Below are 14339 nucleotides of genomic sequence, written 5' to 3' on the forward strand. Positions count from 1 at the left end.
GCGCTGCCCGTATTTTTGGGCACTTATGAACGACAGACAGCAAGTCATTTTGCAATGGGTAAACGATAAACAGCGGATCAGCGTAAGTGAGCTGTCGCAGATTTGTCAGGTTTCAGAAGTGACGATCCGTCACGATCTCAATCAGCTGGAGCAACGCCATTATCTGCGCCGCGCGCACGGTTTTGCCGTCGCGATCCAGACCGATGACGTCGATACCCGAATGATGTCGAACTTCGCACAGAAGCAAAAACTGGCAAAATTCGCGGCGTCATTAATCCAGGATGGCGAAACCGTATTTTTCGAAAGCGGCAGCAGCATTGCCCTGCTGGCACAATATCTGGCGGACAAAAAGAATCTCACGGTGATTACCGTCAGCAGTTATGTGGCGTCGTTGCTGAAAAGTATGCCGTGTGACGTGGTGCTGCTCGGCGGGATGTACCAGAAGACCAGCCAGACAGTGGTCGGTCCGCTGACAAAATTGTGTTTGCAGCAGATGAATTTTAGCAAAGCCTTTATCGGGATTGACGGATTTACTGACACCACCGGTTTTACCGGCCGTGACATGTTGCGTGCCGACGTGGTGAATACGGTCGTGGCGAAGGGCGCGGAGAATATCGTCCTGACGGATTCCTCGAAATTCGGCCAGATCAATCTCAATCCGCTCGGCCCTGTCAGCGCTTTCAGTCATGTCATTACTGACGAAGCACTGCCGGATACGTTCCGCCAGCAACTGACGAACTCAGGCATAAAAGTCAGCCTCGTAGGCTGACTTTTCTCATGTGATATTTGAAGTTCGACGTGGATTACTGCCCGTAGTAGGCATTCTTGCCGTGCTTGCGCAGATAATGTTTATCCAGAAGTTGCGGCTGCATATCCGGCAACTGCGGCGTTAACTGGCGGGAGAAAATGCCCATGTAGGCGATTTCTTCCAGCACCACCGCGTTGTGTACGGCATTATCGGCATCTTTTCCCCAGGCAAAAGGCCCGTGCGAATGCACCAGCACCGCCGGAATATCCGCGGGATCGAGGTTACGTTCCGCGAACGTTTTAACGATCACTTCCCCGGTTTCCCACTCGTAGCGCCCGGCGATTTCGGCTTCGGTCATTAAGCGCGTGCAGGGGATGTTGCCATAAAAATAATCCGCATGTGTGGTGCCCCAGGCCGGAATATCAATGCCTGCCTGTGCCCAGATGGTCGCATGGCGGGAATGGGTATGCACAATGCCGCCCGCCTGAGGGAAGCTGAGGTAGAGCACGCGGTGCGTGTCGGTATCGGAAGACGGTTTCTTGCTGCCTTCCACGATTTTCCCGGTTTCCAGCTCCACCACCACCATGTCATCGACGCCCATATGATCGTATTCCACGCCCGACGGTTTGATGACGACCAGCCCTTGCTGGCGATCCACGGCGCTGACATTTCCCCATGTAAAGGTCACCAGATTATGGCGCGGCAGTGCCAGGTTGGCCTCCAGTACCTGCTCTTTCAGTTGTTTAAGCATCTCGGTTTCCTCATGTATCGATGCTTTATTGTCTGGTCGGCGGGCGGGTGCCGGTATGGGGCAAATCGCTAAAGAGTGCGTACGGATCTGCTGCAAACGCAAAAGTGCCTGTTTATGCCACATTCAGGGCACGCAGGTGCAACGCTTTAGTTAATTGTGTGGTGAGACTGCGGCTTGATGGTGAATTAAGATTATTCACCTAGTGAATGGATACTAATTTCACTATTTTTAGTTAACGGATGCAAAAGTGCGTCCGGATGAGTCGAATTATGAATAAAGGTTCGGAACAGCTCAAAAATTCATAAGTTGCGTGAAGGATCACCCGGTGAAATACAGTGATAACGCTGCATGTTGCCTATACTTATCGATGATGCTGAACGTTAATCCTTTGAGGAAGATAACTATGATGCTCGTAAATAAACGCGTTGCCAGTATTGCACTGGTTTTGACTCTTGCGATGTCTGTTACCGCGTGTGGTAACTGGTCTAAACGTGACCGTAACACGGCGATTGGTGCCGGTGCCGGTGCACTTGGTGGTGCGGTTCTGACTGACGGAAGTACTTTAGGTACGTTAGGCGGCGCAGCAGTAGGTGGTATTGTGGGTCATCAGGTCAGTAAATAAGAACAGATAAAAAAAACAGTAAGACGCTGCGCTTTTCATAGGCGCAGCATCTTGTTTTATCAGCCACCCGCCAGTTTGACTTTCATCCCTTTAGCTTCAAGCAGCTGTTTCAGTAAATCACGTTTATCGCCCTGAATTTCAATCACGCCGTCTTTCACCGCGCCGCCGCAACCGCATTTTTTCTTCAGTTCGGCCGCCAGTTTTTCCAGTGCAGCATCGTCCATATCGACGCCAGTAATAAGACAAACACCCTTCCCTTTGCGCCCGCTGGTCTGACGCGCAATACGAACAATCCCATCACCTTTCGGGCGTAAGACGACGGCTTTCTGCTCATCGATTCTGCCGGTATCAGTGGAATACACTAACCGGCTGTTGTTGTCATTAGGCATAAATTCCCCCTGCTTATCGCAGTGATGCACGGATATCACGCAGCGTCTGCGCCGGATCGGCGGACTGCGTAATCGGTCGGCCAATCACCATGTAATCCACACCCGCCGCCAGCGCTTCCTGCGGGGTCATCACGCGGCGCTGATCGTCGGCTTTGCTGCCTGCCGGGCGGATCCCCGGCGTGACCAGTTTGAACGCTTGCCCCAGCGCCGATTTAAAGCGCGTCGCTTCCTGCGCGGAACATACAACCCCGTCCAGCCCGCAGTCACGGGTCAGGCGCGCCAGACGTTCGGCGTAATCTGCCGGAGATAACGTGATGCCCAGATCGGCCAGATCGCTGCCTTCCATGCTGGTCAGCACGGTGACGGCAATCAGTAACGGCGCGTCTTTACCAAACGGCAGCAACGCCTCTTTTGCTGCGGTCATCATGCGCGCACCGCCGCTGGCATGTACGTTGACCATCCACACGCCCAGCTCCGCCGCTGCGGCAACTGCATGCGCCGTGGTGTTCGGGATGTCATGGAATTTCAGATCCAGAAAGACGTCAAAACCGCGAGTCTGCAAATCTTTTACCATCTGCGGGCCGAAATGCGTGAACATCTCTTTACCAATTTTCAGACGGCAATCACGGGGATCGATTTTATCTGCAAAAGCCAGCGCGGCAGATTTATCGGCATAGTCGAGAGCGACAACAATAGGTGAGGAATTTAAGTCGTTGTTGTTAATGTTATTTTCTGACGTCATGTCTTCAGCCTCTTGTGTTTTTTCATTTCAGGAAGGGAAAGCCTGTTTTCTGCCGCCCGCATTTTACATGGCAAAAGGCTGAATTCACAGCTACACATAATGTGACAGTTTTATTAAATTTTTGTGAAGCACTAGACGCCGACACAACGCAGGCATAGTTTGTAACTTTACTCTAAGGAAAGGCTGAAAAATGAGTGAGATAACAACCCTGACCGTCAAAATTCCGGTTGAATTGAAGGAACTGATCAAGAACGCCGCCGCTGAGGCTGAGCATTCTTTAAGTGCGGAAGTGGCAGCACGTCTGGAAGAGAGCTTTAATCCGGCAGCACCCAAGGGGAAAAAGGCGGCGAAAGCCACCGAGCATGAAATTGATAACCAGCATCTTGCTGAAGATTCTGAACCGGCGCTGACAGCAAAAGAAATCAAGAAACTGCGTACGTTACTTAACGCCCGCAAAACCACCGGTAAGAAGAAGTAATTCCTCTCTCCTTTCCCTGAATAATTCGCGTTGCAACAAGATGATAAATACATCTGCAACGCGAAGTATGTCGGGAATATTACTGACCGTCGAGACCCCGTATAGGTTTGATCGTTGCCCAGCCACGGCATGACGGACAATGCCAGTACAGCGAATGTGCAGTAAATCCGCATTTGTGGCAGCGGTAACGTGGTTTTGTGCGGATCTGCTCACCCACCATGTCCCGCAGTAAAACCAGACTCTCTTTCGCCCTGCCTTCTTCTGCATCGGCCAGATGGTAATCCATGAGGTGATGGAACACACGCATGGTCGGATGACGTTGCAGCTGGCGGTTAATGTAGTTCTGCGCCGTTTCACGCCCTTCTTCCTGCTGGATGATTTCCGCCAGCATCAGTTCTGCCGTCGCGCCGGTGTTTTCATCGACACAACGCTTGAGGAACTCTGCCCAACCCAGCGTATCTTTCAGGTTCTGGTAGCATTCCTGCATCATCGGCAGCGCTTCGCTGACCAGTTCTTTGTCCTGCTCAAGCACGCGTTGCAGCGCATCAACCGCTTTACGGTATTCGCCCTGCGCCAGAAAAATGCGCCCCTGCATGATAGACACGCGGGCACAAAGTTTATCTGCCGCCGCGGCCTTTTTCAGCAGGCCTGTGGCCTTATCGAAATCATCAGAAACCATCGCCAGCAGCGCCAGTTCACACCAGAAATGCGCGATTTCCTTGCGGCGGTTTTCTTTGCCCAGCTTGACCAGACGCTCGGCCACATCGATAGCATTCTGCCAGTCGCTGGTCGCCTGATGGATGATCAGCAACTGTTCCAGCGCAAACAGCTGGTAGTCCTGCTCCTTCACCAGCTGATTAAACATGTCTTCCGCGCGGTCATAAAAACCGGCAGCCATGTAATCGCGTCCTAACTGCTGCACGGCAAGCAAACGCTGTTCGAAGGTCAGCGAGGCACTTTCCATCAGCGACTGGTGGATACGGATGGCGCGATCGACTTCGCCACGGGAGCGGAACAGGTTCCCCAGAGTCAGGTGTGCTTCGACCGTACTGCTGTCCTCTTTCAACATTTCAAGGAATAGGTCGACCGCTTTATCCTGCTGGTTGGAAAGCAGGAAGTTAACCCCTGCTACGTATTCACGCGACAGGCGGTTAGCATTTTCCTGTTTATCCTGCTGAGAACTTCTGCGCCCCATGTACCAGCCATAGGCGGCCGCAACGGGCAACAACAGAAACAGCAGTTCTAACATAGAGGGTTATTCCTTGCTGACATCATAAGATGCTGCTGGCGGCGTAACGGCAGCCGCGGGTTCAATTTGTTGTTCAAGGCGTTTGATTTTCCGCTGGGCACGCCCGAGAGATAAGCGGACACGCAGGTAAAACAAACCGCAGATGACCCAGCCCAGAATAAAACCGGTAGCAAAGAGCACGGCAAGCAGTGTGGAAACACGATAGTCGCCCTGCGCCAGCAAATAATTGAAGGTCACAGTCTGATCATTATGGGCACCCAGAGTGATAGAAATCACCACGATGACCAGCAAAAATAAAAAAATCAGCAGATATTTCACATTCATTCCTGTAATGCCGGATGTACCGGATGAATTATGCCAAAAACTCTCGTCCCGACCTAATAAGTTAGCATTTCCAAACAAAGCTGGGAAACATTGCGGAGGCTTTAAATGCAGGTTGTTGGAACTTCGTGCAACTTTAGCAGTGTGTCGCAAATATCGCTGCAATTTACGATATGGAAGAGATATGGGGGCGGAAAGCGATGAATTAAAGGGGTTTTGTTAAACCCCTTTGAAATTGCCAGTGTTTATTCTCCGTCACGTTCAGCGATTTCCTGATTTTCCGCCGGCGGCGGCGTCAGCGGTCCGACATAACGCTCAGTCAGCCAGCAGGCCAGTGTCACCAGTATCCAGCTGATACCCACGGACGCCAGCAGGTCACGCGGCCAGTGCATTCCCAGAACCAGACGGCTGCCCATCACGGCGACTGCCCACACCATCAGGAACGTAACCGTTTTGTAGTGTTTACGACGCCATAACAGCCCGATGCCTAACAATGCCCAGGTAGCGGCAAACATAGTATGACCGGAAGGGAATGCGTAACCGGTGTCGTTCTGCCAGCTTTTATTCAGCCAGTGAGGTATCTGCGTGTCCTCGCCGAGTATTTCTTTGACCTGTTTGCCACGCAATTTGCTTTTCTGCGCATAAAACTCACCCACGTTCATCTGATGATCGGTTCCCAGCCACGCCACGTAGGGCCGCGGCTCACGTACTTCACCTTTGATGAAGTCTTTCGCGTATTGCCCGACCAGCAGCGCGGCCACAATAATCACACCCAGCCCGATGGCCGGTTTAAGACGAAAGCGCAGGCACCACAGGAACCAGCCGCCAAGAATCACCGTTGTGAGGATACCCCAGGGCTCGCTCACCGTTTCCGTCACCCAGAACAGCGGGCGCAAAATGGACGGATTTCCTCCCGGTGCCCAAAGCCAGCCGCTTATCCATACCGCTGCGGGCATCAGCATTAAAAGTACAGCCCCGAGTGCGGTGCGTTTGGCGATATCAAACATAGTCGTCCCTTCCGTCATTTATAAAAGAGTTGGAGTGTAGCAACGTTGTCATCGCTTCACATTCCCTAAGCGGGGATTGTTGAAGAAGCGGTTATAATTCATAAGTTATGAACTAATCGTTCAAATATTCGCGCTAAAAACTGCGCCAATCTGTGGCAAAATACCGCCCTGTCGTGATGGAAAGGCACCGATTCCCTATCCAGAGGCCGCATCTGAACGTAGGATGCGCATCAACAAGTAAAATACTCACTGTAAATAAAGACACTTTGTGGTTTTTTTGGAGCGTAAAATGCAGCTGAAACGGGTGGCAGAAGCCAATCTGCCAACACCTTGGGGCGATTTCCTGATGGTGGGTTTTGAAGAATTGGCCACCGGGCACGACCACCTGGCGTTAGTTTTTGGTGACATCAGCGGTGAAACACCGGTTCTCGCGCGTGTTCACTCGGAATGTCTGACCGGCGATGCCTTATTCAGCCTGCGCTGTGACTGTGGTTTTCAGCTCGAAGCCGCACTCAATCACATCGCCGAAGAAGGCCGTGGCATCCTGATGTATCACCGCCAGGAAGGCCGTAACATCGGTTTGCTCAACAAAATCCGCGCTTACGCTTTGCAGGACAAAGGCTATGACACCGTCGAAGCCAACCATCAGCTCGGTTTTGCAGCTGATGAACGCGACTTCACCCTGTGCGCGGATATGTTCAAGTTACTGGGCGTTGATTCGGTCCGCCTGCTGACCAACAACCCGAAAAAAGTCGAAATCCTGACTGAAGCCGGCATTAATATTACCGAGCGCGTGCCGCTGATCGTGGGCCGTAATCCGGAAAATGAACGTTACCTGTCGACCAAAGCCGCCAAAATGGGCCACCTGCTCGATAAGTAATTTTTTCAGGATATGACAGAAATATTAAGGGCACCTTAACGGTGCCCTTTTTCATGGAGTTTTGACGGGAAAAAGATTCAGAGCATTTTGCGGATCACGTAATGCAGAATGCCGCCGTTCTGGAAATACGTCAGCTCATTGCCCGTATCAATACGGCAGCGCGCGTTCACCGTTTCCGTATGCCCGTCGGCAAAGGTGATGTGTACCGCGACATCTTGTCCCGGCGTCAGGGTTTGCAAACCCCGGACGCTGATCTGCTCATCGCCGGTCAGTTTAAGCGTTTTGCGCGTCACGCCCTGCGGGAATTCCAGCGGTAAAATCCCCATGCCGATCAGGTTGGAGCGGTGAATACGTTCGAAGGATTCCGCAATCACCACGCGAACACCCAGCAAACGCGGCCCTTTCGCCGCCCAGTCACGGCTTGACCCGGAACCGTACTCTTTACCGGCAATCACCGCCGTCGGCACGCTTTCATGCTGATAGCGCATCGCCGCATCGTAAATCGCCAGTTGATCCTGCGACGGAATATGGCGGGTAAATCCACCCTCCACGCCTGGCACCATTTCGTTTTTGATACGGATATTGGCGAACGTCCCGCGCATCATCACTTCATGGTTACCGCGCCGCGAACCGTAAGAGTTAAATGCCTTAGGCTCTACACCGTGCTGTTTCAGATACAACCCCGCCGGGCTTTCGGCTTTGATATTCCCGGCTGGCGAGATGTGGTCAGTGGTAACGGAATCCGCCAGAATGGCCAGAATTCGCGCATCGTTGATGTCTTGCAGCGCGTCCGGCTCCGCTTTCATGTCGCTAAAGAACGGCGGATGGCGGATGTAGGTCGAATCTTCCTGCCAGGTGTAGGTCGGCGTGCCTTCAACCTGAATCGCCTGCCAGCTGGCGTCACCGTTAAAAACTTCCGCATATTCTTTATGGAACATCGCGGTGGTGACCTGCCCGACCGCATGTGCAATTTCTGTCGCCGACGGCCAGATATCTTTCAGATAAACCGGTTTACCGTCTGCATCTTCCCCCAGCGGATCGTGGGTAAGATTGACGTTCATGTTCCCGGCCAGCGCGTACGCCACCACCAGAGGTGGAGACGCCAGCCAGTTAGTTTTGATCAGCGGATGAATACGCCCTTCGAAGTTTCGGTTGCCGGAAAGCACCGCGCCGACGGTTAAATCCCCGGATTTAATGGCGGATTCAATCGGTTCCGGCAGCGGCCCGGAGTTACCGATACAGGTGGTACAGCCGTATCCCACCAGATTGAAACCGAGCTGTTCAAGGTATGGCATCAGACCGGCAGCATTCAGATAATCGGTCACCACTTTGGAACCCGGTGCCAGCGAGGTTTTCACCCACGGTTTGCGGGTCAGCCCCTTCTCTGCGGCATTTTTCGCCAGCAAGCCGGCTGCCATCAGCACGCTGGGGTTTGACGTGTTGGTACAGGACGTAATGGCGGCAATCACCACTGCACCGGTCGTGAGCGCGTAATGCTGGCCTTCGAGCGTGAAGGTTTCCTTGTCGCTACGCCCCGGTTTACTGTTTCCCAACTCCAGTTCAGTGGCCGCTTTAAACGCTTTCGGCACATCCGGCAGCGCCACGCGATCCTGCGGACGTTTCGGGCCAGCCAGACTCGGTTCAACGCTGCCCATATCCAGCGACAGCGTACTGGTGAATACCGGCTCGTCGCCCGCATTGCGCCATAACCCCTGAGCCTGCGAATAAGCTTTAACCAGTTCGATCTGCTCGTCGCTGCGGCCGCTGAGTTTCATATAACCGAGCGTGACGTCATCCACCGGGAAGAACCCGCAGGTGGCCCCGAACTCCGGCGACATATTGGCGATCGTGGCGCGGTCGGCCAGCGGTAAATCCGCCAGCCCGTCGCCGTAGAATTCAACAAATTTGCCAACCACGCCGTGCTTACGCAGCATCTGCGTGACGGTTAAGACCAGATCGGTTGCGGTGATGCCTTCGCGTAATTTGCCGGTCAGCTTGAAGCCAACGACGTCGGGGATCAGCATAGAAACCGGCTGGCCTAGCATCGCCGCTTCCGCCTCAATCCCGCCGCAGCCCCAGCCCAGGATCCCCAGACCGTTAATCATGGTGGTGTGCGAATCGGTGCCGACCAGCGTGTCCGGGTAGGCGACCGTTTTACCGTTCTGTTCTTCGTACCAGACGGTCTGCCCGAGATATTCCAGGTTAACCTGGTGGCAAATTCCGGTGCCCGGCGGCACAACGCGGAAACGATTGAACGCTTTCTGGCCCCAGCGGAGGAACTGATAGCGTTCGTTGTTGCGTTCCATTTCCAGCCGGACGTTTTCATCAAACGCTTCGTCATCACCAAATTCATCTACCGTCACCGAGTGGTCGATAACCAGATCGACAGGCGATAACGGGTTCACCTGGTCGACATTACCGCCGAGACGTTTTACCGCCTGCCGCATGGCGGCTAAGTCCACCACTGCCGGTACACCGGTAAAATCCTGCATCAGAACGCGCGCAGGCCGGTAAGCGATTTCACGATCGGCGTGGCCTGTTTTCTGCCAGCCAACCAGTTCGCGCAAATCACTTTCCGTTACGGTGTCGCCATCCACGTGGCGCAGTAAATTTTCGAGTAAAACTTTGAGGGATTTTGGCAGGCGCTGGAGTTCACCCAGCGTTTGGGCTGCGAGCGGCAGGCTGTAGTAATGAAACTCCTTGTTCTGGACTGCCAGTTTATCCAGACTTTTCTCACGAATATCGGACGACATAGCTTCTCCTTTTACTGCTCATTTCTCGCGCCTGCGTGGCTATCAGGGAATAACCCGCAAGCTTATAAGTGCATAGTTAAACATAACACAAAATTCAATTAACATTTTAATAACAACACGAAGTGTTCATCAGGCAAAAAAAATCCCGCGGCATCGTAAGACGGCGCGGGACAGAGATTTTCAGCAAAGCGTGGCGGTTTATTTCACCGGCAACTTAATGTCTTTGAACATCTCTTCGATATCTTCATTCGAGCGCAGAGAAATGGCGGTGTCCACCACGTCGCGCGTCAGATGTGGCGCAAAGCGTTGGATAAAATCGTACATGTAGCTGCGCAGGAAAGTACTGCGGCGGAAACCGATTTTGGTGGTGCTGTACGTGAAGATATCACGCGCATCGACCGTCACCAGGTCCGGATCCTGAATCGGATCTACTGCCATGCTGGCGATAACGCCGACGCCTAAACCAAGACGGACATAGGTTTTGATCACGTCAGCATCAGTGGCGGTAAAGACGATCCGCGGCGTCAGCCCGGCGCGGTTAAACGCGGTATCCAGCTCAGAACGGCCGGTGAACCCGAACGTGTAGGTGACAATCGGATACGCCGCTAACTCTTCGATGGTGACTTTATCTTTGCCCGCCAGCGGATGATCCGGCTGAACCACAACCGCACGGTTCCAGTGGTAGCAAGGCAGCATAATCAGGTCGTCGTAAAGATGCAGCGCTTCGGTCGCAATCGCGAAATCAGCATTACCTTTGGATACGGCCTCGGCGATTTGCGTTGGCGAACCCTGATGCATGTGCAGTGAAACGCGCGGGTAGCGCTCGATGAAACCTTTAATGACATTTGGCAGTGCGTAACGTGCCTGAGTGTGTGTCGTGGCGACGTACAGTGACCCTTTATCGGGATACGTGTGCTCGCCCGCGACGGCTTTAATGGCGTCAACTTTAGACAGCACTTCACGCGCGATACGGATAATTTCCTGCCCGGCGGGCGTGACCTGCGTCAGATGTTTACCGCTGCGGGAGAAAATCTGGATACCCAGCTCATCTTCGAGCATGCGCACCTGCTTACTGATCCCTGGCTGCGACGTGTACAGGCCTTCTGCCGTCGAACTGACGTTCAGATTGTGATTAACAACCTCTACGATGTAGCGCAGTTGCTGCAATTTCATATCTCATACCACCCTGGTTTCAAACCCTGTCACCATCCCTGTTCACCCGCTGGCTGAACAGACTGGAAATGATTTTTATTGAATGCCCGAAGTCTGTATTGCGTCGTCTTATGTCACTGACGCATTAGCTTATTACAAATGTGAATAAAAACAAATTTTATATAACAATTATATCAAAAGCTGACACATTGTATAGCCAGATAACATAAGGATTACAGCAGGCAGCCCTGCCCTGAGAAGATATTCGCGAAGAACTTGTCGATGATAGATCTTAATACAATAAAAAAACCAGCCCGAAGGACTGGTTTTTTACAATCGAATAACAATGGGTTCCGGCTAAATAATACTATTTCTTCCCTTCTACCCATTTACCGTCAACATAAAATGCCGTCCAGCCGGTGGCTTTACCGTCTTTTTCTGAAGACACGTACTGCTGCTTCGTTTTACGGCTGAAACGCACCATCGATTTATTGCCTTCCGGGTCAGCCACTGGCGCATCGGCCAGATAGCTCAGTTTTTCCGGCAGACGATCTTTAAAGCGCTTCAGCTCTTCCACCAGCGGCGCACGGGTTTCGCGCGATTTAGGGAAAGTATTGGCCGCCAGGAAAACACCTGCCGCGCCATCACGTAAAACGAAATAGGCGTCAGACTTTTCACATTGCAGCTCCGGCAAGGGAACCGGATCTTCTTTCGGCGGCGCAACATCACCGTTACGCAGGATCTTACGGGTATTTTTACACTCATCGTTGGTACAGCCCATGTACTTACCGAAACGTCCCATTTTCAGGTGCATTTCAGAACCACATTTCTCACACTCAACGATCGGGCCGTCATACCCCTTGATACGGAACTCGCCTTCTTCGATTTCGTAGCCGTCACATTCCGGGTTGTTACCGCAGACATGCAATTTGCGCTGGTTGTCGATCAGGTAACTGTCCATCGCCGTGCCGCATTTGCCGCAACGACGTTTGGCGCGCAGCGCATTGGCTTCCGCTTCATCACCTTCAAGGATGTTCAGAACTTCAGCATCCGCAATCAGGTTGATGGTGGTTTTGCAGCGCTCTTTCGGCGGCAACGCATAACCGGAACATCCGAGGAACACCCCGGTGCTGGCGGTACGGATCCCCATCGGGCGGCTGCACGTCGGGCATTCGATGCTGGTCAGAACCATCTGATTCGGGCGCATACCGCCTTCTTCAGGGTCTTTCTCGGCCGTTTCGAGCTGCTTGCTGAATTCGGTGAAGAACTCATCCAGAACGGCTTTCCATTCTGCTTTATTGTTCGCGACCTGGTCCAGCCCGTCTTCCATGCGTGCGGTGAAATCATAGTTCATCAGTTCGCGGAAATTATCTTCCAGACGATCAGTGACGATTTCACCCATTTTTTCCGCATAGAAACGGCGGTTTTCAACGTGTACGTAGCCACGATCCTGAATGGTCGAAATGATCGACGCGTAGGTAGACGGACGGCCAATACCGCGTTTTTCCAGCTCTTTCACCAGTGACGCTTCGCTAAAACGTGCAGGCGGTTTGGTGAAATGCTGAGTTGGCAGCAGCTGTTGCAGTTCGAGTTCGGTGCCGACTTCAATCGCTGGCAGCGTTCTGTCTTCGTCGCCTTTACGCAACGCTGGCATAACTTTCGTCCAGCCATCGAAACGCAGCGTACGGCCTTTGGCACGCAGGGAATAATCGCCCGCTTTCACCGTCAGCGTAGTGGAATCATACTGCGCCGGTGTCATCTGGCAGGCCACAAACTGGCGCCAGATCAGCTGGTAGAGACGCTGCGCATCTGCTTCCATATCTTTGAGCTGCTCAGAAACCACGGCAACATCAGAAGGACGGATCGCTTCGTGCGCTTCCTGAGAATTCTCTTTGTTGCTGTACTGCAACGGCGCTTTCGGCAGGTATTTATCGCCAAAGTTTGTGCCAATGTAACCGCGAACCATTTCTACAGCGTCCTGGCTCAGGTTGGTGGAGTCAGTACGCATGTAGGTGATGTGACCGGCTTCGTAGAGACGCTGCGCCATCATCATGGTTTTCTTCACGCCAAAGCTCAGACGCGTACTTGCCGCCTGCTGCAATGTGGAGGTAATAAAAGGAGCACCCGGTTTGCTGCTGGTCGGTTTATCTTCACGATCCACCACCTGATAACGCGCTTTTTCAAGCAGCGAAACAGCCGCGTGGGTTTGTTCTTTATTGACCGGTTTGAACGGTTTATCGAGGTGATGCGTCACTTCCATTTGCAGGGCGGTTTCTTTCTTCGCCAGCAAATCAGCGTGCAGCTCCCAGTATTCTTCCGGCACGAACGCTTTGATTTCTTTTTCGCGCTCAACCACCAGACGAACCGCTACGGACTGAACACGGCCTGCGGATAAACCACGGGCAATTTTCTTCCACAGCAGCGGGGAAACCATGTAACCCACCACGCGGTCCATAAAGCGACGCGCCTGCTGAGCATTCACCCGATCAATATTCAGTTCGCCCGGTTCTTTAAAGGCATTCTGAATCGCGTTTTTGGTAATTTCGTTAAATACCACGCGGCTGAAACGTTTGTCATCACCACCAATCACTTCCCGCAAATGCCAGGCAATCGCCTCTCCTTCGCGGTCAAGGTCGGTTGCGAGATAGATGTGGTCAGCTTTTTCCGCTAACGCTTTTAACTCAGCAACGACTTTTTCTTTACCGGGAAGTATTTCGTACTGCGCTTCCCAACCATGATACGGATCGACGCCCATGCGATTAACCAGCGCGGTTTTCTCATCCTTTTTTACTTTTTTCTTTGTTTTTTCTTCGGTTGAGTCGGCGGTCTTTTTAGCAGCGGATCCACTGGTTGGTAAATCACGGATATGACCGACGCTGGACTTAACCACGTAGTCATTTCCTAAATATTTATTAATCGTTTTGGCTTTTGCCGGGGACTCAACTATTACGAGAGCTTTACCCATAATTACCTTTACCTGAATGATTCTTCATCATCTGAAGAAGATTTTGTCTAGTTATGCCGCGGCACAATATCACGTCTTTTTTTATATTGCGGCAGTGAGTCAGAACGTCAACTTATTTCTTTAAAAGAACAAGCGAACTGACTTCCAGAGGTTCAAAACACTGATTCTGCGAGGGATTAACCAGACAGGATTCAGCAGAATGTGCTCTTTCCTATGTCAAATAATGACCAAGCGTAAACAAAACATTCCACCTGAAGCCACAAAATCCCACACTCTACCTGA

At 52.4% G+C, this 14339-nt stretch carries 13 protein-coding genes; 4 read left to right on the plus strand and 9 right to left on the minus strand.

Annotation, left to right across the window (positions count from 1 at the left end; all coding sequences use genetic code 11):
• Nucleotides 1-25: 25 nt before the first annotated feature.
• Entirely contained in the window at nucleotides 26-769 is a 744-nt protein-coding gene (locus tag M2403_RS00350; protein ID WP_208950456.1) for a DNA-binding transcriptional regulator YciT, read from the plus strand.
• Nucleotides 770-803: 34 nt separating this feature from the next.
• On the opposite strand, the gene araD is transcribed toward M2403_RS00350, so the two are convergent.
• On the minus strand, nucleotides 804-1499 hold the full coding sequence (gene araD, locus M2403_RS00355) for an L-ribulose-5-phosphate 4-epimerase (RefSeq protein ID WP_152325951.1): 696 nt from the start codon (nucleotides 1497-1499) through the stop codon (nucleotides 804-806).
• A 403-nt stretch (nucleotides 1500-1902) separates the two neighbouring features.
• Here araD and osmB point away from each other — a divergent pair, with 403 nt between their 5' ends.
• The gene (gene osmB / locus M2403_RS00360) at nucleotides 1903-2121 is read left to right on the plus strand and encodes an osmotically-inducible lipoprotein OsmB (RefSeq protein WP_056780657.1); all 219 of its coding nucleotides are present in this window, start codon (nucleotides 1903-1905) and stop codon (nucleotides 2119-2121) included.
• 59 nt (nucleotides 2122-2180) lie between these two features.
• On the opposite strand, the gene yciH is transcribed toward osmB, so the two are convergent.
• Together yciH and pyrF are read right to left on the minus strand one after the other, a co-directional pair.
• Nucleotides 2181-2510: a stress response translation initiation inhibitor YciH gene (gene yciH, locus M2403_RS00365; protein WP_259228082.1), complete on the minus strand. Its 330-nt coding sequence runs from the start codon at nucleotides 2508-2510 to the stop codon at nucleotides 2181-2183.
• A 13-nt stretch (nucleotides 2511-2523) separates the two neighbouring features.
• Nucleotides 2524-3252 (minus strand): orotidine-5'-phosphate decarboxylase, encoded by a 729-nt coding sequence (gene pyrF, locus M2403_RS00370; RefSeq protein ID WP_152325949.1) that lies wholly within the window; start codon nucleotides 3250-3252, stop codon nucleotides 2524-2526.
• Between the two features lie 190 nt (nucleotides 3253-3442).
• On the opposite strand from pyrF, the gene M2403_RS00375 reads away from it, so the two are divergent.
• The gene (locus M2403_RS00375) at nucleotides 3443-3730 is read left to right on the plus strand and encodes an Arc family DNA-binding protein (protein ID WP_152325948.1); all 288 of its coding nucleotides are present in this window, start codon (nucleotides 3443-3445) and stop codon (nucleotides 3728-3730) included.
• 79 nt (nucleotides 3731-3809) lie between these two features.
• On the opposite strand, the gene lapB is transcribed toward M2403_RS00375, so the two are convergent.
• From lapB to pgpB, 3 genes are all read right to left on the minus strand, one after another.
• Entirely contained in the window at nucleotides 3810-4979 is a 1170-nt protein-coding gene (lapB, locus tag M2403_RS00380) for a lipopolysaccharide assembly protein LapB (protein ID WP_195824565.1), read from the minus strand.
• 6 nt (nucleotides 4980-4985) lie between these two features.
• Nucleotides 4986-5297, minus strand: a complete 312-nt coding sequence (locus M2403_RS00385) for a LapA family protein (RefSeq protein ID WP_152326349.1) — start codon at nucleotides 5295-5297, stop codon at nucleotides 4986-4988.
• 248 nt (nucleotides 5298-5545) lie between these two features.
• The gene (gene pgpB, locus M2403_RS00390) at nucleotides 5546-6307 is read right to left on the minus strand and encodes a phosphatidylglycerophosphatase B (protein ID WP_208950458.1); all 762 of its coding nucleotides are present in this window, start codon (nucleotides 6305-6307) and stop codon (nucleotides 5546-5548) included.
• 289 nt (nucleotides 6308-6596) lie between these two features.
• Between pgpB and ribA the strand changes: the two genes are divergently transcribed.
• Nucleotides 6597-7187 (plus strand): GTP cyclohydrolase II, encoded by a 591-nt coding sequence (ribA, locus tag M2403_RS00395; protein ID WP_101076876.1) that lies wholly within the window; start codon nucleotides 6597-6599, stop codon nucleotides 7185-7187.
• Nucleotides 7188-7264: 77 nt separating this feature from the next.
• On the opposite strand, the gene acnA is transcribed toward ribA, so the two are convergent.
• The 3 genes from acnA to topA form a co-directional block, all read right to left on the minus strand.
• A complete protein-coding gene (gene acnA, locus M2403_RS00400) occupies nucleotides 7265-9940 on the minus strand; it encodes an aconitate hydratase AcnA (RefSeq protein ID WP_259228093.1) in 2676 nt (891 codons plus the stop codon).
• A 198-nt stretch (nucleotides 9941-10138) separates the two neighbouring features.
• Nucleotides 10139-11113 carry an HTH-type transcriptional regulator CysB gene (gene cysB / locus M2403_RS00405; protein WP_152325944.1) on the minus strand — a complete coding sequence of 325 codons (975 nt, stop codon included), beginning with the start codon at nucleotides 11111-11113 and terminating at the stop codon, nucleotides 10139-10141.
• A gap of 346 nt (nucleotides 11114-11459) precedes the next feature.
• Nucleotides 11460-14057 (minus strand): type I DNA topoisomerase, encoded by a 2598-nt coding sequence (topA, locus tag M2403_RS00410; RefSeq protein ID WP_152325943.1) that lies wholly within the window; start codon nucleotides 14055-14057, stop codon nucleotides 11460-11462.
• Nucleotides 14058-14339: the final 282 nt, after the last annotated feature.

Origin of the sequence: Rahnella sp. BIGb0603 (assembly GCF_024808755.1) — a bacterium.
GTDB classification, from domain to species: Bacteria; Pseudomonadota; Gammaproteobacteria; order Enterobacterales; family Enterobacteriaceae; genus Rahnella; species Rahnella contaminans.